The 26193-nt window shown below is 44.5% G+C and carries 19 protein-coding genes and 4 tRNA genes; 15 read left to right on the top strand and 8 right to left on the bottom strand.

Annotated features, from left to right (window positions below; translation table 11 throughout):
• The first annotated feature begins 47 nt into the window (after positions 1 to 47).
• Genes OH463_RS10355 through OH463_RS10340 form a run of 4 tightly spaced genes read left to right on the top strand, consistent with a single transcriptional unit; the run spans position 48 to position 2249 of the window.
• On the top strand, positions 48 to 701 hold the full coding sequence (locus OH463_RS10355) for an amino-acid racemase (protein ID WP_017818788.1): 654 nt from the start codon (positions 48 to 50) through the stop codon (positions 699 to 701).
• Entirely contained in the window at positions 688 to 1116 is a 429-nt protein-coding gene (locus OH463_RS10350) for a hypothetical protein (RefSeq protein WP_017818789.1), read from the top strand. Before OH463_RS10355 ends, OH463_RS10350 begins: the two co-directional genes overlap by 14 nt.
• A 27-nt stretch (positions 1117 to 1143) precedes the next feature.
• Positions 1144 to 1671: a histidine phosphatase family protein gene (locus OH463_RS10345; RefSeq protein WP_069687593.1), complete on the top strand. Its 528-nt coding sequence runs from the start codon at positions 1144 to 1146 to the stop codon at positions 1669 to 1671.
• A 56-nt stretch (positions 1672 to 1727) separates the two neighbouring features.
• Positions 1728 to 2249: a lipocalin family protein gene (locus tag OH463_RS10340; protein WP_045401649.1), complete on the top strand. Its 522-nt coding sequence runs from the start codon at positions 1728 to 1730 to the stop codon at positions 2247 to 2249.
• 17 nt (positions 2250 to 2266) lie between these two features.
• Here OH463_RS10340 and OH463_RS10335 read toward each other — a convergent pair whose 3' ends face one another.
• On the bottom strand, positions 2267 to 3046 hold the full coding sequence (locus tag OH463_RS10335) for an AraC family transcriptional regulator (RefSeq protein WP_269991220.1): 780 nt from the start codon (positions 3044 to 3046) through the stop codon (positions 2267 to 2269).
• A gap of 136 nt (positions 3047 to 3182) precedes the next feature.
• Between OH463_RS10335 and OH463_RS10330 the strand changes: the two genes are divergently transcribed.
• Positions 3183 to 4304: a multidrug effflux MFS transporter gene (locus OH463_RS10330; protein ID WP_269991219.1), complete on the top strand. Its 1122-nt coding sequence runs from the start codon at positions 3183 to 3185 to the stop codon at positions 4302 to 4304.
• A 112-nt stretch (positions 4305 to 4416) separates the two neighbouring features.
• On the opposite strand, the gene OH463_RS10325 is transcribed toward OH463_RS10330, so the two are convergent.
• From OH463_RS10325 to OH463_RS10305, 5 genes are all read right to left on the bottom strand, one after another.
• Entirely contained in the window at positions 4417 to 5412 is a 996-nt protein-coding gene (locus tag OH463_RS10325; RefSeq protein WP_269991218.1) for a succinylglutamate desuccinylase/aspartoacylase family protein, read from the bottom strand.
• 146 nt (positions 5413 to 5558) lie between these two features.
• Positions 5559 to 7091, bottom strand: a complete 1533-nt coding sequence (gene yfcC / locus OH463_RS10320; RefSeq protein WP_005443800.1) for a putative basic amino acid antiporter YfcC — start codon at positions 7089 to 7091, stop codon at positions 5559 to 5561.
• 218 nt (positions 7092 to 7309) lie between these two features.
• Complete coding sequence (locus OH463_RS10315) at positions 7310 to 7636, bottom strand: c-type cytochrome (RefSeq protein ID WP_269991217.1); 327 nt, start codon at positions 7634 to 7636, stop codon at positions 7310 to 7312.
• Positions 7637 to 7714: 78 nt separating this feature from the next.
• A complete protein-coding gene (gene ltaE, locus OH463_RS10310) occupies positions 7715 to 8719 on the bottom strand; it encodes a low-specificity L-threonine aldolase (RefSeq protein ID WP_009696116.1) in 1005 nt (334 codons plus the stop codon).
• A gap of 24 nt (positions 8720 to 8743) precedes the next feature.
• On the bottom strand, positions 8744 to 9259 hold the full coding sequence (locus OH463_RS10305; protein WP_269991216.1) for an NUDIX hydrolase: 516 nt from the start codon (positions 9257 to 9259) through the stop codon (positions 8744 to 8746).
• Between the two features lie 271 nt (positions 9260 to 9530).
• On the opposite strand from OH463_RS10305, the gene OH463_RS10300 reads away from it, so the two are divergent.
• The 6 genes from OH463_RS10300 to OH463_RS10275 all read left to right on the top strand — a co-directional run bounded on the left by OH463_RS10300 (position 9531) and on the right by OH463_RS10275 (position 19974).
• Complete coding sequence (locus tag OH463_RS10300; protein WP_269991215.1) at positions 9531 to 11192, top strand: ATPase RavA domain-containing protein; 1662 nt, start codon at positions 9531 to 9533, stop codon at positions 11190 to 11192.
• 9 nt (positions 11193 to 11201) lie between these two features.
• Positions 11202 to 12656, top strand: a complete 1455-nt coding sequence (gene viaA / locus OH463_RS10295) for an ATPase RavA stimulator ViaA (RefSeq protein WP_269991214.1) — start codon at positions 11202 to 11204, stop codon at positions 12654 to 12656.
• A 231-nt stretch (positions 12657 to 12887) separates the two neighbouring features.
• Positions 12888 to 12961, top strand: a tRNA-Cys gene (locus OH463_RS10290).
• Positions 12962 to 13179: 218 nt separating this feature from the next.
• On the top strand, positions 13180 to 14082 hold the full coding sequence (locus OH463_RS10285; protein WP_269991213.1) for a LysR family transcriptional regulator: 903 nt from the start codon (positions 13180 to 13182) through the stop codon (positions 14080 to 14082).
• Between the two features lie 447 nt (positions 14083 to 14529).
• Positions 14530 to 16236, top strand: coding sequence for a D-lactate dehydrogenase (gene dld / locus OH463_RS10280; protein WP_269991212.1), 1707 nt, complete (start codon positions 14530 to 14532; stop codon positions 16234 to 16236).
• A 981-nt stretch (positions 16237 to 17217) separates the two neighbouring features.
• Positions 17218 to 19974, top strand: a complete 2757-nt coding sequence (locus tag OH463_RS10275; RefSeq protein ID WP_269991211.1) for an Ig-like domain-containing protein — start codon at positions 17218 to 17220, stop codon at positions 19972 to 19974.
• 81 nt (positions 19975 to 20055) lie between these two features.
• On the opposite strand, the gene OH463_RS10270 is transcribed toward OH463_RS10275, so the two are convergent.
• Both OH463_RS10270 and OH463_RS10265 read right to left on the bottom strand, forming a co-directional pair.
• Positions 20056 to 20838 carry a DsbA family protein gene (locus tag OH463_RS10270; protein ID WP_269991210.1) on the bottom strand — a complete coding sequence of 261 codons (783 nt, stop codon included), beginning with the start codon at positions 20836 to 20838 and terminating at the stop codon, positions 20056 to 20058.
• An 83-nt stretch (positions 20839 to 20921) separates the two neighbouring features.
• A complete protein-coding gene (locus OH463_RS10265) occupies positions 20922 to 23285 on the bottom strand; it encodes a DUF7507 domain-containing protein (RefSeq protein ID WP_269991209.1) in 2364 nt (787 codons plus the stop codon).
• A 592-nt stretch (positions 23286 to 23877) separates the two neighbouring features.
• On the opposite strand from OH463_RS10265, the gene OH463_RS10260 reads away from it, so the two are divergent.
• The 4 genes from OH463_RS10260 (at position 23878) to amyS (ending at position 26060) form a co-directional block, all read left to right on the top strand.
• A tRNA-Leu gene (locus OH463_RS10260) sits at positions 23878 to 23964 on the top strand.
• Positions 23965 to 24061: 97 nt separating this feature from the next.
• Positions 24062 to 24137 (top strand) — tRNA-Gly (locus OH463_RS10255).
• 5 nt (positions 24138 to 24142) lie between these two features.
• Positions 24143 to 24216 (top strand) — tRNA-Cys (locus OH463_RS10250).
• 320 nt (positions 24217 to 24536) lie between these two features.
• On the top strand, positions 24537 to 26060 hold the full coding sequence (gene amyS, locus OH463_RS10245) for an alpha-amylase (protein ID WP_005446966.1): 1524 nt from the start codon (positions 24537 to 24539) through the stop codon (positions 26058 to 26060).
• The last annotated feature ends 133 nt before the right edge of the window (positions 26061 to 26193 follow it).

Raw genomic sequence — 26193 nt, 5'->3', positions numbered from 1 at the left:
GCCTTGTGCTAAGTTGTCGAAATTGAACTAAAAATCGACAACTTAGCATGAAGCCATACGACCTATATTTTCTTCATACTTCACCCGTACACATTCCACCTTTCTCCGAACTGATGACAGAGCTCGCACCTGATTTAAAAGTCGCACACTTTGCCGATGCTGGCTTGTTAGAGCGTCTGGTTGCTGGGGAGGACGAATCTAAGGTGGAACAATCCGTACAAGGCAAAGTACGCGAGCTTTCTGAACAAGCAAACTTGGTGGTTTGTACCTGCTCCTCAATTGGTCGCTTTGCTGAATCACTTACGGAGCAGGGAACCAATGTTCAGCGTATCGACCGCGCGATGGGTGACCAAGCTGTCACTCATGAGCGAGTGTTGTTACTCGCGGCATTATCGACAACCATTGAACCTAGCTTGGCGTTACTTGAGACAAGTGAGGGCAATTGTATCCGTCAGTTAGATACGTTTGTGGTTGAAGGGGCTTGGGAGCGTTTTCTCGACCAAGATAACCAAGGCTATTACGACAAGATAAAAGCGGTAATAGAGCAAAAGGCTCGTGATTATGACGTAATCGTACTGGCACAAGCTTCGATGTCAGGTGCTGCATCATTAGTTGATGTCGACATTCCAGTATTAAGCAGCCCACGTTTAGGCGTAAAAAGGGCAATTGAAACCTTAAGGATATTCCATGCAAATAACTAGTTGGATTCAGCTTTGCTTGCGCGAGCTTGAAGGGACGCCCATAAAAGAACATTCCGATATCGAAGCATCTTTTGCTGAGTCGGAACGTTTCTCAAAATGGAAGGCAAGCAAAAGAGAAATACGCCTCGAAGAAGTCAGTGATCGTTGCTGGATCAAGAGCTGCACGGGTGGCTACATCACAGAGGTACATTTGCATGCAGATGGTTCACTTGATGAATACACCTTGTTTGGACGCCTTCATACCAAAGGACATTGGGAGCTAGAGGCTGGTGTACTTCATATCACGATCTACAAAGGTGAAAACACTTATGAACTTTCTGTTGTGGGAAACCGTGAACCTTCGATCCACTCTGCGATTGAATACAAAAATGGAGAAGTTCATTCCTATCTAAAACTGACTCCAATTTCTCAATAGCAATTTAACAAGGACGAGCACCACAATATGGATATTGTATTTGTAAGGCATGGCGTGCCAGATTTTACGTTAGCGGATGAGCGACAGATGACCCAACTTGAGAAGGATTATGCGCCGCTTTGCCGAGAGCATTTGCCCGTGCTGCAACAAAAACTCAATCATGTAGCATTTGACGATGCCGATATCATCATCAGCTCACCTTATACGCGTACTCTTCAAACTGCAGAAATTCTCAATCGTCACCGCGGTTTGCCTTTGTTTGTTGAGCATGACTTGAGAGAGTGGCGTGCTGACAAAGAAGGCGGCTACATTACATTGAATGAGAGAGACCGACGCTGGCTCGAATACCGAGAGCTGTTAAAAGCGGGTATTCCAATGACCGATAATCGCTACGAACATGTTGATGAGCTAAAAGCACGGGCTGAGTTGGTGCTGGATCGTTACCGCCAATATCGAAAGGTTGTTGTCGTGAGCCACTTTAATGTGTTTGAAGCACTACAAGGTTTCCAAGACGTAGGACTGTCCTGTGGAGAATTTCGATACATTAATTTCTGATCGAATTTTTATCTTCTATAGTAAAATCAGACACTAAATTAATTTCAGGTTGCTGTATGAAATCTCTTAAAACACTTTTACTTTTGTCCCTTGCAACGTTGTTTGGCTGTACGTCTAAACCGGACGGCGTGGAGCCTGTCAACAACTTTGAACTTCAACCATACCTAGGTAAGTGGTATGAAATTGCGCGTCTTGATCACTCTTTTGAGCGCGGTTTATCAAATGTGACGGCTGAATACGAGCTCCGTGAGGATGGTGGCGTAACGGTTATCAACCGAGGTTATTCAGAAGAAGATAAAGAGTGGACACAAGCAGACGGCAAAGCGTATTTCGTTGATGGTGAAAACACAGGGCATTTAAAAGTGTCTTTCTTCGGTCCGTTTTATTCGTCTTACATCGTATTTGAGCTAGGTGAGAACTACGACTACGCGTTTATCTCTGGTTTCAATCACGACTACCTATGGCTACTGTCACGCACACCAACTGTCGATAAAGCAACGGTCGAGCGTTTCAAACAAGTAGCAAAAGAGAAAGGCTTTGTGTTGGACGAATTAATTCTCGTAGACCAAACCAAATAACACACGAAATGATCGCCTTATAACAACGATCTGTGCTTCATAAAACTCAGTGGTGTCTGTCCGGTTTGTTTCTTAAAGAACGCAATAAATGCGCTATCTGATGAGAACTCCAAACAATGGGCAACATCACTGACTTGTCTTTCTTCACATAAGAGCTCAATAGCCTTAAGTAGCCGCCATTGTTGACGCCAATCTTGATAAGACATGCCAGTCTCAGCCTTAAATAGGCGAGTGATAGTTTTGCTGCTCGCGCCAACGGTTTGTGACAGTTGGTTTAACTCAGGAGCTATAAAATCACCCTTGGTCATTGCCTTGCGAAACCCTGTTAAACGCCTATCAGAAGGCAAGGGTAAAGAGAACTCAAACTGCTTCGCTTGGTAAAACTCTTCCCAAAACAAAGCGCTCGTTGCTTGGGTTTTCGTTTCTTCAATATCCCACTCCCACAATGCCATTTTGTCGATCAGTGCTTTTAAAAGATCGTTCACCTCAATCATCACTATCTCATCAGGGCAGGTGTATTTACTGCAATCGAAATAGAGTGAACGGTAAGCTACAACGTTGGTCATGACGGCTCTGTGAGAAGTCTGCGGAGGAATCCACACTGCTTTAGTTGGTGGTAAGGTACAAATAGAGTTATCGAGTGCGAAAGTCATGCAGCCTTGTGGCGCATAAAGCAATTGTCCTTTCTTGTGTTCGTGCATACCGGAATCATGTTGGCCGACATCTGCTGCGATGCCAACTACACTCGCGGCAATCGCGTCCGCATCGAATCGAGTATTATCTTCAATAATTGCCATTTGTCCGAATCTTGATGTTTTTGGTTTTAATGTTGTTAATGGGTAAAGCATAACGCCTTCTATACTGCACGCCAAGTTAAGTTCGTTACCCACTTAAGCCACGAAATATCGGCAGGGGTGGGACAGAGAGGTAAAAATGAAAACGAAACCTTCTATTGGGTTGATGGTGGTGATGCTGATGTTTCCGCAAATTGTGGAGACCATATACAGCCCAGCACTTGGCAACATTGCTCAGTCATTTGCTGTGACGTATTCGCAAGCGGCGCAAACCCTATCTATCTATTTTTCTGCGTTTGCTATTGGCGTGGTGGTTTGGGGAATCTTGGCAGATAAGTGGGGAAGACGCCCAACCATGCTGGCAGGGTTGCTTGTTTACGGCGTATCTGCTTTGGTCGCTATGCAAACAGAAAGCTTTGATGTGATGATGATGGCTCGCGCGTTCAGTGCTTTTGGTATCGCGGTTGGGTCGGTCGTGACACAAACCATGCTAAGAGACAGCTTTTCAGGTGATGAGCTAAGCAAAGTATTTAGCGTTATGGGCATGGGTATTTCCATTAGCCCAGTGATTGGCATGTTACTCGGTGGTCAGTTAACAGCACTCGGTGGCTATCAGGTTGTGTTCTTTACGTTGTTTATTTTGGCGCTTGTGTTGCTGTGCTATAACGCGGTTAATCTACCTGAAACACAAACTCAAAAGCAGCCGCTAAACATAGGTTCATTACTTGGACGAATGTTGAAAGATGCTCAAATCTGGCAATCTGCGTTGTTGGTTGCGCTCTACAACATTGCTTTATTCGCATACTACCAATTGGGCGCATTCACTTTTGAGCAGCTCGGACTGAGTTCTGAGCAGTTCGGATACAGCGGTGTGATATTGGGCGTGGGTACCTTAATCGGCAGTTTGATGAACAAGTCATTGCTAGCAAAAGGTCGCTCACAAACGCATCTGCTTTGGATCGCATCAGCATTTTTGATCATCGGAGGCTTCGGTGTTTTTATGTTGCAAACATCGATTTGGTTCTTGGCGCCAATGTTATTTATTGTGATGGCATTTGGTATCGCCATTCCAAATGTACTGAGTACCGCTTTGGTTGATTACAAGCAACAAGCGGGCAGTGCAGGGGCATTGCTAGGATTGATGTACTACTTGATGATTGGTTCGGGTCTAGGTTTAGCTGGAATGATTCAAAACCTTGGATTTGTTCTTATGTCGTGTGCAGCTTTGGTTTTGTTAGTGACATTGTCACGCAAAGTTTAGCTGAAGCATGTCGAAGAGAGCAACAAAGAAAAGCCCTGCAAGTTATGCAGGGCTTTGTGTTATTGGTTTGAGTCTAACAGTTTGAATTTGTGAACTGTTAAATTCAAAGGTATTACTTAATCAGTCGAACAACCAAAGAACCTGGCGCTCGGATCGATTCAATGTTGTGGCTCAGTACCGTGCCTTCTGTTGGCGCTGTGTAACGCTGAATCTCATCACCAAAGCTGTCGTATTGAATCGCAACCAATTGACCTTGCTCTACCTTATCCATCATCTTCACTTGTGGTAGTACAAAACCACCCAATTCAGCGCGAATGCTGATGATGTCTTTGCCTTCTAAGCAAGGAGTGATTTCTGCAACTTCACTAGTCACTACGTCATGACGAGCAAGGATATTGAAGATGCCAGTCATGGTACGGTCGATCAGCTCTTGTTCTGTGTAACGACCCATGCCCACCTCGATGGTGATGCTTGGAATGCCGCTGTTGTTCCAGACGGTTTCAAGTACTCCAGCGTCACCCGGATCGTTAAGAATCGCATCTGGGTTAATGAGGCGAGCCATTTCTAGAGATTGCTCAATACGGAAATCGGCAAACACGTACAGCGGGTAAGCAGCACCAGTGGTTTGAGTGTGCAAATCAATCGCCAGTTCTGCGTTCGGTTTAAGAAGGTTATTCCACAAAGCAAATAGGAAGCGGTTTGCGTCGTTGCCGTTTGCATCACCAGGGAAGAAACGGTTTAAGTTTGCAGGAGATGCATCTGGATCCGTAGAGAAGAAGTCACGGCTGTGGTTCAGCATACCCGTCAGGTTGATGGTCGGAACGACAGTTACAGTACCTGCGATGTCTTTACCAATCAGTTCACGAGCGGTCTTTTGCGCCGCTAAAACACCGTTGTATTCGTCACCATGAACACCTGCTGTGATCATGATTTTCTTACCCGGTTTTTCGCCTTTGAAAACCAACACAGGCAAATGTTGCCATTGAGAGAGGGCGTTGGTTGCGATACGGAACCAAAACTTATGCTCGCCTGCAGGCAAGTCTGTTACGTCAAGAGATTGAATGACTTGATGACCTTGAATTACGTCATCCAGAAATTGTGTTGCCATTAAAGTTGTCACTCCAAAACATCTTACTTCGATGCTTGTTTGCCATACGGCTTGAATTAAAAAAGGCGAGAACCTTGTCTCGCCTTATTCTTTATACCCAAACTCCGCTTTCGCGTTTAAGTTGCTTGGGGATATTGGTAATTAGTTTACGCAAAACCCATCACGTGAGCTGCGACGACGACAATGCTCGATAGGGTAAAGAGTAATAGCATAAAGCGCCAGCAGAATTTCGCCCAGTCACCCCAGTCGATACGACATACACCTAGTGTTGCCATTAGCGACGCTGAAGTTGGAACGATAACGTTAGTAAAACCGTCACCAAGTTGGAATGCTAGAACGGCTACCTGACGTGTAACGCCAGCGATGTCTGCAAGAGGAGACAATAGAGGCATTGTCAGCGCTGCTTGACCAGAACCTGAAGTCACGAAGAAGTTGAAGATAGATTGGAAAACATACATCAACCAAGCCGCAGCAACGTCAGGAAGACCGCTGATTACGCCACCAGCGCTATTCAGGATCGAGTTCAGTACGCTCGCTTCATCAGTAGTACCGCCACCTAGGATAAGCAATACACCTTTCGCACAACCAACCAATAGAGCAGGGGCAAGCATGATTGCTGCACCTTCTTTAAATGCGTCAGCCGCACAGTTAAGCGTCATGCCGTTCAGACGGAAGATCGTACCGATAATCGCAACAACAAAGCCCATTGTGAAGAATTGAGATGCGATTTCTGGGATGTACCATGCGTTAGCCACTACGCCCCAAACAACCCATACTGTCGTTGCGATAACCGTAAGGATAACTAGGGTGTCACCTAGGTTCCAACGAGAATCGTGGTCACCTAGCTCTTGCTGACGGAAGTATTTGTCAGTACGACGGCTGTAAGAAAGCTCAGGGTTTGCTTTGATACGCGCTGCGTAAATCATAGTGAAAGCAATACCGATAAGTGTAAAGCCAGCCCACAGACCCATACGTACAGTCATACCAGACAGAACCGGAATACCAGCAATACCTTGCGCGATCGCTACCGAGAATGGGTTCATCCAAGACGTTGCAAAACCAATCTGAGTCGCAACGTAGGTCACCATTACAGTAGTAATACCATCGTAGCCAAGGCGAACCATTAGTGGTGCGATAATAATCGCAAATGCAACGGCTTCTTCACCCATACCAAATACTGCGCCGCCCAAAGAGAACAGCAAGAACAGAACTGGAATGAATAGCGCTTCGTTACCTTTGGTCTTATCGATAAGGCGAAGGATACCGTTATCGATTGTGCCTGTGCGCATTACCACACCAAATGCACCACCGATAACCAGCATGAACATGATCACGCCGATCGCGCTTCCCCATTTAGAGCCTGAAACCAGACCTTCGAATGGGAAGTTCATTAGACCAATGCCACCGCCTGAAGCGAACAGTCCAACTTTGTTGTAAACCAATTCACCGTTTTCGTCGGTTGCATAAGAGAAAGAAGATGGATCGATAACTGTGCGAGTTTTTTCTGCACCGTCGACCATGTAGGTCACCTGTTGGCTATCGAAATGACCAGCAGGAATTAAGTAGGTAAGAATCGCAGCAAGAATACCAACAATGAAGATCAAAATGAGGGTATCAGGCATCTGCCATGATTTAGGGGTTGCCGCCGATTCCGATGGCTGAGCGTGTGTGTGAGACATAACCTATTTCACGTCGAATTATAGAAAGCATGAAATATCGATAAAATAGAATAAAAAGTCAATATTAACTGAGTTGATGAACTATAAATTCATCAATAATTTGATCTGAAGAGGGTTGAGTTGCTTATCAATGATTTAATGGTTAATTGTTTTGATTAGATGTTGTGCGAATGAAAACGGAATTAGGACTTGTGGTGATTCACAAGTCCCATAATTATTCACTTTTCTGCATGAGAAGTTTGTTCTGAATAAAACGCGGCAACATCGCGCAAATCTTCATCATTCAGCATGCGTAACTGGGCTGCCATCATTTCTGCCAAAGGACCTAAGCGAATCCCATCTTGATAGGCTTTCATAGAATCATACAGGTACTGAGCATTCTGACCGGCTAGGTTAGGGTAAGCGTCGTTTGTCGTCATGCCGTTCGAGCCATGACAGTAAACACAGCTTGGCGATTTAAGTTTGCCTTTATCAACGTCACCAAAAGGTTTCGCCACAACAGAGGAAGAGATAAGAAGAGACGTTAGAAGCACGTATCTAAGCATGAAATGCACTCATTGTAGTTCTTTAAAGCGCATAGAATAAAGCTTCCCCTTAGGGGAAGCTCAATGATCAAAATCAAGTTAAAGCAGAGATTTAAGGCTAGATAGGAAGGTATCGATGTCTTGTGCCGAAATATCTTTGTGCGTCACGAAGCGGATTGGGTTTCCTGGCGTAATTGTTATGCCTTGCTCCTTCATCTTTTCTGCAATACCAGCGATATCCACTTGTGGATCAAGCTTGGCAAAGACGATGTTGGTTTGAACAAACTCTGGATTAACAGAGAAACCAGGCAATTCCGCTAAACCTTCCGCCAAGGTTTTTGCATTGATGTGGTCTTGTTTTAGCTGTTCTACTTGCTCGGTAAGGGCTAGTTTGCCAGCTGCAGCAAGAATACCCGCTTGGCGCATACCACCGCCGACCATCTTTCTTAGGCGGCGTGCTTTTGCGATGTACTCTTTGCTACCAAGCAGTAGCGAACCAACAGGAGCTGCCAATCCTTTCGACAGACAGATAGTCATTGAATCAAAGTACTGACCAATTTCTTTGACTGGAACATCAAGCGCAACAGCTGCGTTGAATACGCGAGCGCCATCTAGGTGCATCTGCAAGTTATGTTTGTTTACGAACTCACGAGCCTCTGCAAGGTAAGAAAGAGGAATCACTTTACCGTTGATGGTGTTTTCCAGACTAAGCAGGCGAGTACGTGCAAAGTGCGCGTCATCTGGCTTGATAGCGGCTTCTAGCTTATCGAACGGCAAAGTACCGTCTGGGTTGTTCTCAATCGGTTGAGGTTGAATAGAACCCAGTACCGCCGCGCCGCCAGCTTCGTACTTGTAGTTATGCGCTTGCTGACCACATAGGTATTCATCACCGCGCTCACAATGCGCCATTAAGCCAAGTAAGTTTGCCTGTGTACCAGAGGTCGTGAACATTGCCGCTTCAAAGCCCGCAAGCTCAGCCGCAAATTGCTCTAACTCGTTAACGGTTGGGTCATCACCGTACACATCATCGCCGACAGGAGCGGTAAACATTGCTTCACGCATTGCTTGGGTAGGTTGCGTAACGGTATCTGATCGAAAGTCCATAATTCTCTCCTCGGTCGAAAAGACCTAAATATAACCGCAAAGACGAGCTTTGCTTAGGCAAGCGATAGTTTTGGCATCCGTAATAATGCCTTGAATAATTTGTTGTTCGAGTTCTTCTCGTGACAATGTCACTACTTCAATAACTTCGTCGTCGTCACACTCGTATCGATTGGTTTTGTTCAGTTGTTCGGCAACAAACAAGTACTGGATTTCATCACAGAAACCAGCAAGAGGGGTAACTTGACCAAGCGATGTGAACTTTTCGGCGCTGTATCCTGTTTCTTCTTCCAACTCTCTTTCAGCACAATGCAATGGATCTTCATCGCCTTCACGTGTGCCAGCAGGCAATTCAAGCAGCCATTTGTTAAGAGAGGGACGGAATTGATTAACAAGAACGATGTTGCCATCTGAAGTAATAGGTAAGATAACGGCAGCACCGGGGTGTTGGATAGTGGTATGTGTAATCATCCGACCAGTTGGTAGTTTAACTTCCTCTTCGACCAGAGAAATCTGCTTCCATTTATGAATTGTATTGCTCATGCAGTTGTGGATCCTAGCTGTAACCGCGCATTGACATGTTTTGCACATTAACCACAAACCACCAGAAACAAAAGAAGAAAATGGTTTCATACTCTTGCGAAACCAGCGCATTCAGTGAGTTATGTCTCATAAATGAAAACTATGGTTGCTCGCGCACGCGCGCGAAGAGCATCTGGTATAAACGAGGTTCATTAAAAAATACACTTGTAACAAAGTGATAACAAATGTATAAAATTATATATACAGCCTCAGTTCAACAGCCGGAGCTTCTATGATTCAACCATCTTTCGCATCTAATGCAGAAAAGGCGCTTCTTTCAGAGCGTATCAACAAGCTAGCGAAAGCGTTAACTGATGGCGTTTACGAACGCGAACACACCATCAAACTTTGTCTTCTTGCCGCTCTTGCCGGCGAAAGCGTCTTCCTTCTTGGTCCTCCTGGGATCGCAAAAAGCTTAATCGCAAAACGACTTATCCAAGCTTTTGATAATAGCAGTTATTTTGAATACCTCATGACACGCTTCTCAACACCTGAAGAAGTGTTTGGTCCATTGAGCATTCAAGAGCTAAAAGACAACGGTCGTTATGTCCGTCTTACTCAAGGCTACTTACCAACGGCGCAAGTGGTTTTCCTTGATGAGATTTGGAAGGCGGGTCCTGCGATTCTGAACACGCTATTGACCGTTGTGAACGAAAAGACATTTAAAAATGGCAGCGATATCGAACGTGTACCGATGCGCCTTTTGGTTTCTGCATCAAATGAACTGCCAGATGAAGACAGCGGCTTAGACGCACTTTACGACCGTATGTTGGTACGCGTGTTTGTAAACCGCATTCAGGACAAACAAAACTTCAAATCCATGCTGACAGTGGGTACGTCTCAAGAAGCGCAAGTTCCAGAGGGCTTGGCGATCACAGACGAAGAATACCACCGCTGGCAGCAGCAGCTCGACAAACTCACTCTGACCGACAACGCATTCGAAAAGCTTTTCCAACTAAAAACGATGTTGGAAACCAAAGTCGAGTCTGAGTTTGGCGACGCATCATTAACAGACATGTACGTGTCTGACCGCCGTTGGAAGAAAGCGGTCAAGCTGCTTAAAGCAAGTGCGTTCTTTAATGGGCGTGACGAGATCAATCCACTTGATCTTCTGCTACTTCAAGATTGTTTATGGAACAGCCCTGAGTCACGCGATGTCGTTCGCGGTGTGATTCAAGAGTTCGCTCTTAAGCATGCCTTCGACCAGCAAGAAGCAGAACAAGAGATCGAATACTGTCGTGAATCTTTGGTTGATGTACAGCATGAGCTTGAAGACAAATATCGCATGACGCTAAACGCAGAAGCGGCAACAGGTCTGCTTCGCAAAGAAACCATGAGCTTCGATACATCCAAAGCGAAAATTTACAAAGTAGGCGCGGCGGTGAATCTGGTTAAGCTGGTTATTCTGCAAAGTAACATGTCGGTTTCTGAATCAGAGAAGGGTGACAGCCGTTGGGTATACGTTCCAAAAGACGAACTTGACCGAGTGATCAAAGAAGGTCATGGCGATGTGTATGGCTACGTGAACCAAAACACCAATATGTGTCGTCTGCGTTTTGATGTCGATGCAGCCAACAACCTAGTGATCCGTGACATTGCTAACCGAGGCGTGTTGGTGAGCTTGGTTACCCAACAAGGTTTAGACGTTGAGCTTTACCAAAAATGGTTGGCAGAAAGCGAAAAAGCAGTCAGCCAATTGAGTGAAGCTGAACATCATATGCGTAAGGTCAAAGCCAACTTCCATGGCGCATTACCACACAGTTTCGTGGATCCAGAGTTACCACGTCTAATGGAGTCGAGTCTGCAACAGGTGAGCCAGAGACTTGAGTCTATCCAAGGTGAAAGCGAGAAGATCATTCAACGCTTCAAAAACTTACATCAGTTTTTCTCTTAAGGAGACGACATGTTAGGTGCAGACGGACTCAACTTAGCGCTCATGGTGGCGGATTCAGGCATCATTGATAGTGCGGTTAACGATTTAATGGCGCGTTCACAAGTCATGATGATGGCAGAAAACCGAGGCATGAAATCCTCCGTGAAAAACCATCTGCTTAAATGGCGTGGCAACGTGAAAAAGCGCATGACGAAAGTCTGTGAGACAGAGCGTTTTCAACAGGAACTCGCACTCTACCAAGAAGTCATCTATTGGGATGAGAACGAGTTCTTTGAACGCATTGATGACGTGATCAAGAAGCTTGAATGGCACTCGGCGTTTTACATGCAAGCGCGTCGCATGATGGAGAAGAACAAGGGCGTGAATAACCCAATGTTCCCTCATTACTTCTGTGACCAGTGGTATCAAAGCCTTGCAGAAGCAATCAAACAAGCACAAGTTTCCGAGCTTGAAGAGAACAAAGAAAAAGTCCTCAACGACCTTTATCAGCGTATGGAAACCATGCGTAACATGGATAAAGTGACGGAGTCTGGTGACGAAGAAAGCGTAGGGCGCTTATGGGATATGGCGTCAGCTAAGTTGAGTAAAACAGACTTAACCGTGATGAAGCGTCACGCAGAGTTCCTTAAAAAGCACAAAGGCTTGCAAGAAATCGCAGAACAGCTTGGTCGCATGGCGGGGCAAGTGAATGATCCTGACCTCAACCGCGCGCCAGCAGAAGAGCTGCAAATGGTTGAGGAAAAGAGTGACGAAGCGACAGACGATATCGTCGGTATTCATGAAAGTGATGATCTCAACAAACTGCTACCTAACGAAACCATGTTTTTGGCGTACCCAGAGCTGGAAGTGGTGTTCTACAAGCATTTGGTTGATAAACGCTTGATGAACTACCGCACGCAAGGTAAGTCTCGCACACTGCGTAAAGTGAAAGCGCACAAACCCGATCATAAAGAGGTAGACGTTGAAAAAGGACCGTTTATTGTTTGTGTTGATGCGTCAGGCTCGATGAGTGGCTTTCCAGAGCAATGTGCCAAAGCTATGGCTTATGCACTGATGCAAATCGCTCTGGCTGAACAACGAGATTGCTACGTGATCATCTTCTCCACGGAGCACATTACTTACGAGTTAACTCGTCAGGATGGCTTACGTGAAGCCGCCGACTTTTTAACTTACAGCTTCCATGGTGGTACGGATTTGGAGCCAACGTTGATTAAATCCATCGATTTGATGAACAGCGACAAATACAAAAACGCCGATATGGTTGTTATTTCAGACTTCATTGCGCCAAAACAGCAAGATGAACTGCTTGCAAAAGTCGATGCGTTAAAAGCGAAGAAGAACCGCTTCCATGCCATTAGCTTATCTAAGTACGGCAACCCAGCCTTAATGTCGATGTTTGACCACACTTGGTCTTACCATCCAAACGTAGTAGGACGCTTGTTTAAACGCGTTGCCAACGGTTAACCACGAGATTTAAGAGAGAAAAGCGGCACTGATTGCCGCTTTTCTTTTGCCTATCTTTGATTTGCTTTAACCAAAGCGAGTAAATCTGGACGGTTTAGGTCGAATTAACATCGGATTGGTTTAAAACAAAGCAAACAAACAGAAATTTTGGATTTTTGTTTGACTATATTTCCTGAATCCGTAAAGTAGCAACCAACGCAGCGGGGCAGAGCCTTTAAGCGTAAAAAATTTGGCGCCTTGGCAGAGTGGCTATGCAGCGGATTGCAAATCCGTGGACCTCGGTTCGACTCCGGGAGGCGCCTCCATATTTTTGGGTATGGCAATGGCGATATCCAGATGCGAAAGCATCACCAATAGACCAGCGAAAGCTGGTTTTTTTGTATCTGATGCTTGGCAAGCTGAACAAGCACTCGTTGAGTGTTTGCATACAGAAAGATGCGCTTCTCAAGTGTGACTTCTCAGCCAGCATTTAGCTTTAAAGCCCTTTACAATATGTTCTTCAACAAGGAAGCAGTGAAGACACATGAGAAATACCGACGACTACATTATTTTCTATCATTTGATTGAGCAAGGTTCATTCAGCGCCGCAGCAAGACAAATGGAACTTACTAAGTCGGTCGTCAGTAAGCGTATTGCCAAATTAGAGCAGGAGATAGGCGTTCAACTGCTTTATCGAACCACTCGCACGCTAAAACTGACAGAAGCAGGGCAATCCTTCTTCGAACATGCGCGTAGCGTTTACCAAGCCGTCGCAACTGCAGAAGAATCCATTGTTGGTTTAGGTAAGAGCCTATCCGGCAACATCAAGATTACCGTTCCGACCATCTCTGGTGAACTTATCCTTCCTACGGTTATTTCTGAATTCAACCAAGCTTACCCTGATATCAACATTGATATGGAACTGGACAACCGGTTTGCTGACATCGTCAACGAAGGTTTTGACCTAGCCATTCGTACTGGGGTTTTACCAGACTCAAGCCTAATCGCACGCAAGCTTGTTGATGCAAACTGGATTGTGTGTGCATCGCCCAAGTACGTAGCCAAACATGGCAAACCAAAAACGCCGGACGATCTCACTAAGCACAACTGTTTGGTTTACGCCTATCAAGAAACAGGTGCACGTGAGTGGGTTTTCAAGCGTGATGATGAGGTGTATCAGGTTAAGGTAGATGGGAATCTATGTACCAATAACTCATCTGCGTTACGTAACGTCGCTTTGCTAGGGCAAGGTATTATTTATGTGCCTCGGGTGCTGGTTTATGAAGACTTACAGCAAGGTAAACTGATTCAGTTGTTTAAAGACGAAACGGCTAAGTGCTTGGGTATTTATGCCGTGTACCCATACACCCGCCAGCAACCAGAAAAGATTAAGATCTTTATCGAGCATCTCTATCAGTGCTTTCAAAGTCGTAGCCATCAATTCTAGTGACTCAACTTTTCTCAAAGGAGTGATTCTCCTTTGATTGAAGGGATTTGCTCTAAATTTTAAACTCTCCACTCTAACTATTTTCTTCACTGATCGGCAATGTCACAGCCATATAACGCTGCTATAACGTCATGGTATTCACATGTTGTGGTTTTGTTCTGAATCAATATTCTGACAAGGTCAGGAATACAAAGCCTTGTCATCCCTTTTAACTTTCTTGTTCTTCGATATCGTGTACATTTGTTAACAATGTACTTTGCTATTGTTTCTTTTTGGAAACGATAAGTTTCTTTGTTGATTTTACAGTTCTAAGAATTTTAAGTGATTGAATGTATGGGTAATTAATGTAGTTAACTTGATCTGGGCGTCGTTATCGGACTTTGGTGGCATGGACGTTCAGATTCGGACTACTTATATTGGCTGGGCATAATAACTAGAGATACGGATATGAAACAGAAGCAGCTCATCGACGCGTTTGTCACCATTGTCGGGGAAGAAAATGTCCTTACCGATCAAATCAAAACCAAGTATTATCGCAGCGGTTTTCGCTCAGGAAGCGGCACGGCGTTGGCGGTGGTTTTTCCTAAGACTCTGCTAGAGCAGTGGAAGGTCATCCAACAATGTGTCGACAATAATTGCATCATCATCATGCAGGCGGCTAAGACGGGTCTGACCGAAGGCTCAGCGCCAAGTGGTAGTGATTACGACCGCGATGTGGTGGTGATCAATATCACCAAGATGAAGCAAATCTATCTGTTAGACGGGGGTAAGCAAGCTGTTTGTCTTCCGGGGGCGAGTCTGCATTCGTTAGAAAAAGAGTTGCGAGCAGTTAATCGCGCGCCGCATTCGGTGATTGGTTCTTCTTCTCTTGGAGCAACAGTTGTAGGTGGTATTGCGAACAACTCTGGTGGCGCTTTGGTTAAACGTGGTCCTGCTTACACAGAATTAGCCATATTCGCTCAGGTGGACAAAGACGGTAAGCTCAATCTTGTTAACCACCTTGGTATTGAAGGATTAGGCTCGACGCCTGAAGAGATCTTACAGAACATCCAAGATGGTAATTTCGACCCAGATAAAGTGATTCATGATGAACGTATGGCGTCGGATAAAGAATACGATGAACGTGTCCGTGATGTGACGTCTGATATTCCATCACGCTTTAATGCCGACGAACGCCGTCTGTACGAGGCGAGCGGTTGTGCGGGTAAACTGGGCGTGTTTGCGGTTCGAGTCGACAGCTATCCAATCCCAGAGAAAGAGCAGGTGTTCTATTTAGGCACTAACGATCCAGAGAAATTGACCAAGCTGAGAAAAGACTTCCTTACTCAATTCGAAAACTTACCAGAAATGGGTGAGTACCTTCACCGTGATATCTTCAACATGGCGGAAAAATACGGTAAAGATGTGTTCCTTTCTATCGATTTATTAGGCACGGACAATCTGCCTAAGATGTTCTCGCTAAAAGCTAAGGTTGAAAACTTCTTAGAGCGTGTACCGTTAGTCAGTAAATACCTGCCAGATACTATTCTCTACTACGCAAGCAAGCTATTCCCAGAGCACCTTCCTAAGCGCATGTTGGAATACCGTGATAAGTACGAGCACCATCTTGTACTTAAAATGAGTGACGGCGGTATTGCCGAAGCGCAGAAATACCTCAAAGAGGTTTGGGCAGCTGAGCACGATAGTGACTTCTTCGAATGTACACCAGAAGAGGGTAAGAAAGCGTATCTACACCGTTTTGCAGCGGCAGGTGCAGCAATTCGTTACGAAACCATTCACCGCAAGGAAGTGGAAGACATTGTTGCTCTCGACATTGCGTTACGTCGTAACGATGAAGAATGGTTAGAAACATTACCTGAGGAAGTAAGTAAGAACCTCGTTAAGTCTCTCTATTATGGGCATTTCATGTGTTATGTGTTCCACCAAGACTACATCTTTAAGAAGGGTACAGACACCAAGCTGATGAAGAAACTGATGCTGGAGCACCTAAATAGTCGTGGCGCGAAATACCCAGCAGAACACAACGTAGGTCACTTATATGAAGCAGAAAACTCGCTACAAAAGTTCTATCATCAACTTGACCCGACCAACACCTTTAACCCAGGCATAGGTAAAATGGACCGCTATAAGCGCAACTGTAACTGTTGTGCTTAGAAGGTAAGAGTATTGACTCTAGGAGCCGCTGACATATGCGGCTCTTTTTGTTTTTTACCTTGTAATCCTACAGAGAACGTCTGTTTAGAGGTAGATCACATGGAATCCAGTCTATCGAATTAATAAGACAGTATTGTGTTGCTTTCTATCATTATGATTTAAAAATGCATTTTAAAAACTATTAGGTTGAGTTATGAATTGTTTGGTTTTTAATCATTCTGTTTGGTAATATTTCCTTCGAGAGATATTTAAAGGAAGTAATAATTATGAAATTGAATTAATAATTATAAGGATTTTATATCCACATCGTTGCATTAGTTACTTACAGCGTCCTCCAAAATTAAAGTTCAGGTTAAATATAACTCAGATTAACCTTGGGTTACTTGTACTTTAAATTTAACACCTAATACAGTTCTATTTCTTTATATGCGCATAGATACGCCATGTGAAGTTATAGTAATGTGCGTCACTCTATGTAGATTTGAATTCTGTAAAAATAGGTGAGGGTATTATTGCTCATTGATTTTAGCAATGTCGTACTTGGTCGAACGGCTTTCTGTAGTAGAAATGCAAGCAAATCAGTAACCCGTTTTGACTTGAATCATAAGTCATAAGACGTTGTTGTTCTCTATCCATAATAAGATATAAATCTAAAATATAATTATGTTTAATTTTAATAATTATTTACCAGTTAATGGTGTTAATTTAAATAAAAGATTCGTTCTAAAACTTGCTGTTATATCCCTTGCTATATTTTCGTCAAACACTTTGGCTGTATATGTAAATGATGTAACTAATAAAAATACTCACCAACACCACCATACACATTTTGATGTACATGAATCAAAAGAGAAAATTTCTGTTGATAAAAGAAGTTTTAAAAGAAAAATACAGCAGAAGAACTCAGAGCTATTGGTCGCGATTGATAATTACAAGAATAATGATGGCGAAGCTAAATTACGTTATTTTTCAGAAGCATTAATGTTGCTCAAGTCGAGACAGGAAACTATTGCACAATTGGCTGACATCGACTCAGACCTTGCAACAAGAGTCACTTTTAACAACAAGCAACGCAAGATTATTCCATCAGAGCTTCAAGGCTTTGTTGAGCAAGAGCAGCAGTTAGAAGGCGTTTTGGAAGTGTTTTATGAAGATGATGAGAAAACGCACTCCAGTCGTCTTCGTTACATCTTGAATTCTGGAAACACGCGAATCGAAGTCAAATTTCCCAATCACGCGGTCGCTAAGGGGTTGCGAGATGGCAACAACGTACGCGTTAGCGGGGTCAACATCAAGCAAACGGGTAAAAAATTAGATGTGTTGGCATTGAATCAGGACCCATCTAATGTATTGGTTTTGGCTGATGGTAGTAACACGACTTCTACAGACGGGACTGGCTCGACACAAGTAACCGCGAGTTCATTTGGTGAACAGCTTACTTTGGTGATGTTATTGAACTTTCTAGATAACACGCAGACACCATGGTCAGTCGAAGAAACACGAGAGCTTGTGTTCGGCCAAGTTAATGACTTTTATAAAGAAAACTCAGATAACCAAGTATGGTTAACGGGCGACGTGGTTGGTTACTATACCTTGCCGATGAATGCTACGTGTGACACTTGGACAATTCACACTGCCGCTGAAGATGTTGCTCGAGACAATGGCGTTAACTTTGGTAATTATGCTCGGATTGTTTACGTGTTTCCTGAAAACTCTACATGCGGTTGGACAGGCAAAGGAACCGTTGGCGGTAATCCATCAAAAGCTTATGTGAATGGCTCTTTAACTCTGCGCACTGTAGGGCATGAACTTGGACACAACTTTGGCTTACATCACGCCAAAGATCTAGATTGTGGTTCTGACATTATTGGTGATCGATGTGCATCGGCAGAATATGGTGATGCGCTTGATATCATGGGTATGTCGGGCATCACTGGTCATTTTAATGCCTTTAGCAAGGAGCTCTTAGGCTGGATCAGTACAAACTCAGGAAACGTTGTTTCTGTTGAGGCTGACGGCAGCTATTTACTTGAACCTGTTGAAACACCGCGTAGTGGTGGTGCCAAAGGATTGAAAATTAGACGTGGCACAGATGAAGTAACGGGTAAACCATTGTGGTATTACCTTGAGTATCGCCAAGCGATTGGGTTTGATAGCTTTCTTGAAGGCAAATCGGGCATTACGGAAGGGGTAATTTTCCACTTAGCGACAGAAGATGACCCACAAAGTAACTTGATGCTAGATATGATTCCAAATAGTGGTCTGAGAGATCTTGATGAATCCGCTCTGCTTGTCGGCCAAACATATACTGATGTTCAAGTTGGTATTACCATTACGACAGAGTGGGCAAATGCCAATGCAGCTAGCGTACATGTGACCTTTGATAATGAACAGTGTGTGCAAGCAAGCCCTTCAATTGCTCTTGCTTCCAGTCAAGTGGTGAGCGGCGTTGCTGGTTCTTCAGCCTCTTATAAGTTGAACGTGACGAACAACGATACGAAGGCTTGCTCGACAACGTCATTTAATGTGAGCGCAAATATGCCATCTGGTTGGTCATCGACGCATGCATCTTTGACGCTGGCTTCTGGTGAGACGAAAGCGGTAGAAATTAGCGTAACGTCGAGTGATTCAGCACAAGAAGGCAGTTACGACATGCTGCTGAAGGCGGAAAATAGCACTGATTTAGCATTGGTCACCAGTATTCCAGCGGTTTATCAAATTGAACCAAGCGTTCAGACGTGTGAGATGGCTAATCCAACGTTAACGCTCGTTGCAAACTCAGCGGCGGAGTTCGAACCGGGAGCAATAGCTAACTACACCGCAACGATTACCAATAATGATAGTCAAGCGTGTGAGCCAGCAAATTTTCAAATCAATGCCAATGTGCCTGAAGGGTGGGTTACGACTAACAGCGTTGCTTCACTAGCTTCGGGTGAAACGACATCTATTAGTTTGAGTGTTACTTCTGACGTTTCGGCCGAAGCAGGAAGTTACAGCATTGACGCGATAGCAACCAATACACGAGACGCTAGTTATAATGCACGAGCGAGCAGTGTTTATAAAGTAGCTGACTTGGCGCCTACTTGTGAGCTAAGCCCTCCGTTGTTAACCTTTTCTTCTTTGGTTCAAGAGGGGAACGCCGGTGACACCTTGGTGTATTCCGCGACGTTGACGAGCCAGAATGGTCCTGAATGCGACTCTGTGTCGTACACAATCTCTGCAGATGTACCAAGCGGATGGAATAGCTCGACTCGCCAACTATCGCTTGAGTCTGGGCAGAAGGCGAATGTTGAGGTGATGGTTACTTCTGCAGAGAATGCAACCGAGGGTGAGTATTCGATTCAAGTTCATGCGTTATCAACGGAAAGCGGTGAAGGCGTGGCTAATGGCGTTGTCGAATATCGCATCCTAGTGATCGCAAATTTATCTCCCATTGCTAACGACGACTCAGTTGTGTTGACGGCAAAAGAGGTGACCGAGATTGATGCGCTTGCAAATGACAGTGATCCTGATGGAGATAAACTGCAAGTCGTTGGCTTTACTCAAGGCTCTAAGGGATCAGTCAGTTTAAACAGTTCTGGGCGCTTAGTGTATTCACCGGCGAAGAATTTTAAAGGGAGCGATAGCTTTAGCTACACAATATCTGATGGTCAAAATACAGCGACCGCAATGGTTTCCATCCAGTTAAGCAGCACGAGTGAGGGCGGCGGTCATAAGGGAAAAGGAAACAGTAAATAGAATCTGCAGATCTGCGCGATAGAGGAGGCAATAGCAAAAGCTATTGCCTCTTTTGGTTTATATTAGCGCTAAGTGAAACGGCTATTTAGGCGCTTTAAGAAGATCTTCAAACAGTGCGGCGAACACGCGATAATCTTGTGCACCAACAACCAGTTGTGCGCCGACTAATTGACCCTCTTCAATACGTCCGACAACAAAACTTGGCGTCCCCCGAATACCAAGAGTGGATGCAAGGGCAATGTCGTTTTCTACATCTTTTGCCATTTGAGGATCTTCAAGGCATGCAGAGAACTTGTCGATATCCAGCTTTAAGTCACTTGCGGTTTTTTGGTACAAAGCGGTATTTAAGTTGCGCATATTTGAAAACAAAGCGTGTCGCATTGGCCAATACTCACCTTGCTTAAAGCTACAATTGGCAGCAATTGCGGCACCTTTAGCTTGTGGATGAAACCCAAGTGGAAAGTCTCTTGTTAAGTACTTAACCTTTCCTGACTCGACATAGTTTTCTTTAATCTTTGCGAATGTGTTGTCGGTGAAGCGTTTGCAGTAAGGGCATTGGTAGTCAGAAAACTCGATGATCGCGATTGTCGCGTTGTCATCACCCATAGACGGAATAGTTCCATTGCCATCAAAGTCTTTTTGATCGGGTAAAGTCCTGAATTTTGGTTTGGCTGCTTTGGCTGCATTTTCTTTAGCTAACTCAATGTCTGAGTTAATGCTTTCAACCTGTGCTTTTAAGTCTTTTACTTCTTGTCTTAATGCCGCTAATTCGGATTTAACTTTCTCATCATTGGCTGGTTGGCAACCAACGACCAGCGGAACCGACAGCAGCATAGCGTAAATGCTTTTTCCATACTTCAACATAGTGATATCCCCTTGTATGGACTGAGAAAAGGGGCAATGACGCTGCCCCTTTAATGTTAAGAACGTCAAGTTCTATGTGTTGGTTACTCGACAGTGTTGACTTCGATAGATACGAAGTTGGTTAACGCATCACCATCATCGTCTTCAACCGTTGCTACAATACCGTCAAGTACACCTTGCGCTTGGAAGGTAATAGGGTCGGTATTTTCCAGACCAGGTCGAAGTTCTACAGTAAACGCACAGGTGTAAACGTTGTTGCCAGAACCGCTGTAACCGAGCTCTTGTCCGATGTTACAAGGTGGATATGTCATACCACTGTGGGTGCCGCCTTGAGTATTAAAGATGGTAAAATTGGCATTGCCATTACCGTCGATAATATCAATGCCACGCAGAGTCAAACCAGTTAACGTGACATTGTCCACTTCAGACGCGTTGGTAAGTTGAATAATGATCAAACCACTAAGTGCGAAGGCAATATCCGTATCTGGAGCAAGTGGATCAAACGTTACTGTTGCATCATCCATTGCGCTTACGCCTAGACTGTCCTCGTCAGTACCATTAATAGTGGCAACGTTAACGTGGCTATCACCGGCATTACCTTGGACTTGTAATGTGATGGTACAGCTTGCTGTTTCGCCTGGGTCTAACTCAAACCCGTTTAACCCGGTTGGCGTTATAGCGCCGCCATTTTTCATGTCTACCATACACTCGTCTGTGAGTGATCCGAAACGGTCGTCATTTAGGCTAGAGAAGACCACAGTATCGGATGTTGAGACGTCATCTATCGTGTCTTTGACCGTAAAGTAGAAGGTGTAATCAACATCTCTGAACAAGGTTGGGTTATCACCCGTTTCAAACACTGATGTCGGATTGGCTGTTTTTTCTAGAGTGATCATAGAAGGTACATCCAATACCAAAATAGTGTGAGAATCCATGTCTGTCGCGGTATCACTCTCGTTGTCTCTCGCAGTTGCTGTTACTGTATTTGTGAAACTATCACCTGCATCGCCAGCAACATAGACACTTAGGGTACAGCTGTATGTTGCACCAAATGCTATCGTTACAGGGTTATCAAGACAGTCACTCTCAGCCCCAATTGCGCTTAGATCACCATAGATGGTGTCGACTAAGCTCACGAGTTCGATAGGAGAATCAAATGTACCGGAGTCGTTAGTGACTTCGAACGTAAATGTGACATTTTCTCCAGGCTCAAGTACTTCATTTTTATCAGCTGACTTAACAACGCTAATCGCTGGTGGGACATTGGTAATCTGTACTTGTCGTTCGACACTACAACGATCGCCAAGTGCCGCGTTGCCAACCCCAATTGGACAAGTATCGCCATTAACCACAGGATCGCCGTTTTTGTCTAGCAACGTTACTTTGACAACGTCTTTATAGAGCTCAGGATTTGGTATATCCGGAAGGTCACTATCTACGACAAAGACTTTAAACTCACAACTGTAGGTTGCGCTAGGAGCCACTTCATACAGAGGTGTTCCGACTGGACAGTTAGTCGATGTAAGGTAAACACCGTCAGCCATTGCAGGACTTGAGGTCGCACCCCAAAGATCGAAGCTAACGTCATAAGTTCCATCGCCGTTGATGTCGATTTCATCGGTTAATGCACTAATGAATAACGATGTTTGGGCGTTAGGGTTAGTGAAGCTTAGGTTAAAGGTAAACTCGCCGCCTGCTTCTGGGTGAGAGCTAGGCGCACCTTCAGATTTTACGATATCTGGTGGTGATGGCTTGATGAACACATCAATATTAAAGGTGTCACAGTTACATTTAGATTTGGTGTTTGGGATCTGACCAGCATACGGATCTTCATCGATCGTACAGTTATCTCGTTCTTGATTATCCCATGCTGCACAATAGGTAAAGTCGGCTCGGTTGTCGCCGTCGTTATCTGAACAGAGCATGGTAATGGTTTCGTTAAGCAGTGTATATTCGTCTGGACCTAAAGCTTTAGTGATGTCACCACATGCGTCGCCATCCAATTGAGCATCAGCAGTCTCACCACTTCCTCCTGGCACGGGTAGGATCATGCTACAGTTTCTAAAATTACCTTGAACGACCTGAGGGCTGGCTTCAGTTAAAGGAAGATAAAAGGTGGTGTCGTATCGTTCGTTTGCGTTGGTTCGCACGGTAACGTCAGCTTGGAAAGAGAAGGTATCTCCAAGGTTACATTCTGCATTCGGATCGACGGGAATCACTTGCGTGATCTCGACGTCATTAGCGGTACAGTTTAAAGCATCTCTTGGTAATGAGTTTCCCGGCTCTTGCAAATAAGCGTCTGCCATACAGAGTTTTTCTGTTGGTGAGAGGTTATAGGCTTCCGCTTGAGCAGGAGAATGACTCGTTACGCCATACAATGCTGCCGAACTGACAAGGATGACACTCATTACCTTGTTTAATCGGCTGTGTATTAATCGTTCCATCATTGACCTTCTTTTTATTCGAAAGTTTGAACAAGAGGGTTATATGAGCGGCTGAACACACCATAGTGTCTACGGTATGACTGACACTTAATCAGCGACTTAAGAGCAGAACCCTCATTCCTTGACCAAACGAGCTTCTAAGGTGACGCTAGCATTATTCACCCAAAAGACTGTGCGTTGGTTGCCCACTTGAGAGCAAGAAATGAACCAAACCTTAAGTCATTGAAAATATGAATTAACTAAAGAATGCGCATTCAAAAATAACTGTTAAGAGGTGTACACAGTGTTCACCTGCGGAAGGCAGAAGGATAAAAGCTGATGTTTATCTGATAGATAGCGGTTAGTGTGGTCGTTTGTTTGTGAAGCAATGGTTAACAGGTTGGTTGACACTGTGAGATGGTACGGTTAGCTCAATATTAATGGGTGATTATTGAACTTAACGATTGCGTTTCAGTCAAAAAGGGTGATTATTGTTCATTTGGTTGATAATTATAAGAATTTTTGTTGACCTAAAATCTTAATCCGTTAAAGTACGCCTCGTTCTCACGGCGAAGGCCGTTAGAACAGATGGTGTTACCATCGCATTGATTGCGTTGCCCTGGTGGTGGAATTGGTAGACACAAGGGATTTAAAATCCCTCGACGTTCGCGTTGTGCCGGTTCAAGTCCGGCCCGGGGCACCATCCGAAAATTGAGTGGGTGAATTTAATATCCCGCCGTCGAGTTGACCGGCCGAGTGTCGGACCATCAATTCCGGCTCGGGTCACCATCTCAAATTATGCGACACTAGCTCAGTTGGTAGAGCGCAACCTTGCCAAGGTTGAGGTCACGAGTTCGAACCTCGTGTGTCGCTCCAGTTGAGGCGCCTTGGCAGAGTGGCTATGCAGCGGATTGCAAATCCGTGGACCTCGGTTCGACTCCGGGAGGCGCCTCCATTATTTTCGAAAGCTCGTCATCATGACGGGCTTTTTTTCGTTTTAAAGCATGATAATTCATCGCTTAAGTCTCAATTTCGCTACGCTTTTTGGTTATCTCCTCCCTGATTATTTGATCGTGATTCAATAATTGCGCTCAATTAGTTATTGGTTTTATAAATGTTACACAACTCAATAATTGTAGAGGGTGATTGGTGATAATTTCTCCACGATTGTAGTCCGAACTTTTTGTTGTACAACAGACGGTTAGTTGGATCTCTTCCAGTCGTCATGTTGGCTCTCTAAGTTCGAACTTCGTTCTAAAACGTGAGAGAAAAATAATGAAAACATTCAACCTTAAACCCACACTTTTACCTTTAACTTTGCTGCTGAGTTCGCCGGTATTGGCGGCACAAAATGGAACTATGATGCAGTATTTCCATTGGTATGTGCCAAATGACGGCGCACTCTGGACACAAGTTGAAAACAATGCGCCAGCACTATCCGACAACGGTTTTACAGCGCTGTGGTTGCCACCAGCATATAAAGGCGCAGGTGGTAGCAACGACGTTGGTTACGGTGTTTACGATATGTATGACTTAGGGGAGTTTGATCAAAAAGGATCGGTACGAACTAAGTACGGCACCAAAGACCAATATCTAAATGCCATCAAAGCAGCACACAAAAACAATATCCAAATTTATGGTGACGTAGTGTTCAACCATCGTGGCGGTGCAGATGGCAAGTCGTGGGTCGATACCAAGCGTGTGGATTGGAATAACCGCAATATTGAACTTGGCGATAAATGGATTGAAGCATGGGTTGAATTTAGCTTCCCAGGACGTAACGATAAATACTCAGACTTCCATTGGACGTGGTATCACTTTGATGGCGTCGATTGGGATGACGCAGGTAAAGAGAAAGCGATCTTTAAATTCAAAGGTGATGGTAAAGCATGGGATTGGGAAGTCAGTTCTGAAAAAGGCAACTATGACTACCTCATGTACGCAGACTTAGACATGGATCACCCAGAAGTAAAGCAAGAGCTGAAAGATTGGGGTGAATGGTACTTAAACATGACAGGTGTTGATGGCTTCCGAATGGACGCGGTTAAACACATCAAATATCAGTACCTACAAGAGTGGATCGATTACTTGCGTAAGAAAACGGGTAAAGAGCTCTTTACCGTTGGTGAGTACTGGAACTACGACGTGAACAATCTGCACAACTTTATCACTAAGACTTCTGGCAGCATGTCATTGTTTGATGCTCCGTTACATATGAACTTCTATAACGCTTCACGCTCTGGTGGCAACTTCGATATGCGCCGAATCATGGATGGCACCTTAATGAAAGACAACCCAGTGAAAGCAGTAACACTGGTTGAGAACCATGATACGCAACCACTACAGGCCTTAGAGTCTCCGGTGGATTGGTGGTTCAAACCACTTGCGTACGCGTTCATTTTGCTTCGTGAGGAAGGTTATCCGTCAGTCTTCTACGCAGATTACTACGGTGCACAATACAGCGATAAAGGGCACGACATCAACATGGTGAAAGTGCCTTACATTGAGCAATTGGTGAAAGCACGTAAAGATTATGCTTATGGTAAACAACATTCTTACCTTGACCACTGGGATGTGATTGGTTGGACACGAGAAGGGGATGCGGAACATCCGAACTCTATGGCGGTTATCATGAGTGATGGTCCTGGCGGAACAAAGTGGATGTACACGGGTTCACCGAGCACACGTTATGTCGATAAACTAGGTATTCGTACCGAAGAAGTATGGACTAACGCTAGTGGATGGGCGGAATTCCCAGTGAACGGCGGATCGGTTTCTGTTTGGGTTGGCGTTAAATAATCTCGAGTGCAGAGTTACAGGTGTGACCAATTTCGAAAATAGCATGCATTTAATCAATGTCTTATTTGATATTCATGAAACAAATGCGTAACTTTATTGTTGAGCATTATCAGTAGGCAGATTAAGGAAAGGA

It is taken from the genome of Vibrio sp. NFR (genome assembly GCF_027587095.1).
Lineage (GTDB): Bacteria > Pseudomonadota > Gammaproteobacteria > Enterobacterales > Vibrionaceae > Vibrio > Vibrio harveyi.
Note: the sequence above shows the minus strand (reverse complement) of the source record. Positions and strands in the feature narration are given on the sequence as shown.

Bases quoted from the DNA above. Each gene is read 5' to 3' on its own strand.
- OH463_RS10355 (WP_017818788.1), top strand. From the start codon at position 48: ATGAAGCCATACGACCTATATTTTCTTCATACTTCACCCGTACACATT.
- OH463_RS10350 (WP_017818789.1), top strand. From the start codon at position 688: ATGCAAATAACTAGTTGGATTCAGCTTTGCTTGCGCGAGCTTGAAGGG.
- OH463_RS10345 (WP_069687593.1), top strand. From the start codon at position 1,144: ATGGATATTGTATTTGTAAGGCATGGCGTGCCAGATTTTACGTTAGCG.
- OH463_RS10340 (WP_045401649.1), top strand. From the start codon at position 1,728: ATGAAATCTCTTAAAACACTTTTACTTTTGTCCCTTGCAACGTTGTTT.
- OH463_RS10335 (WP_269991220.1), bottom strand. From the start codon at position 3,046: ATGGCAATTATTGAAGATAATACTCGATTCGATGCGGACGCGATTGCC.
- OH463_RS10330 (WP_269991219.1), top strand. From the start codon at position 3,183: ATGAAAACGAAACCTTCTATTGGGTTGATGGTGGTGATGCTGATGTTT.
- OH463_RS10325 (WP_269991218.1), bottom strand. From the start codon at position 5,412: ATGGCAACACAATTTCTGGATGACGTAATTCAAGGTCATCAAGTCATT.
- yfcC (WP_005443800.1), bottom strand. From the start codon at position 7,091: ATGTCTCACACACACGCTCAGCCATCGGAATCGGCGGCAACCCCTAAA.
- OH463_RS10315 (WP_269991217.1), bottom strand. From the start codon at position 7,636: ATGCTTAGATACGTGCTTCTAACGTCTCTTCTTATCTCTTCCTCTGTT.
- ltaE (WP_009696116.1), bottom strand. From the start codon at position 8,719: ATGGACTTTCGATCAGATACCGTTACGCAACCTACCCAAGCAATGCGT.
- OH463_RS10305 (WP_269991216.1), bottom strand. From the start codon at position 9,259: ATGAGCAATACAATTCATAAATGGAAGCAGATTTCTCTGGTCGAAGAG.
- OH463_RS10300 (WP_269991215.1), top strand. From the start codon at position 9,531: ATGATTCAACCATCTTTCGCATCTAATGCAGAAAAGGCGCTTCTTTCA.
- viaA (WP_269991214.1), top strand. From the start codon at position 11,202: ATGTTAGGTGCAGACGGACTCAACTTAGCGCTCATGGTGGCGGATTCA.
- OH463_RS10285 (WP_269991213.1), top strand. From the start codon at position 13,180: ATGAGAAATACCGACGACTACATTATTTTCTATCATTTGATTGAGCAA.
- dld (WP_269991212.1), top strand. From the start codon at position 14,530: ATGAAACAGAAGCAGCTCATCGACGCGTTTGTCACCATTGTCGGGGAA.
- OH463_RS10275 (WP_269991211.1), top strand. From the start codon at position 17,218: ATGTTGCTCAAGTCGAGACAGGAAACTATTGCACAATTGGCTGACATC.
- OH463_RS10270 (WP_269991210.1), bottom strand. From the start codon at position 20,838: ATGTTGAAGTATGGAAAAAGCATTTACGCTATGCTGCTGTCGGTTCCG.
- OH463_RS10265 (WP_269991209.1), bottom strand. From the start codon at position 23,285: ATGATGGAACGATTAATACACAGCCGATTAAACAAGGTAATGAGTGTC.
- amyS (WP_005446966.1), top strand. From the start codon at position 24,537: ATGAAAACATTCAACCTTAAACCCACACTTTTACCTTTAACTTTGCTG.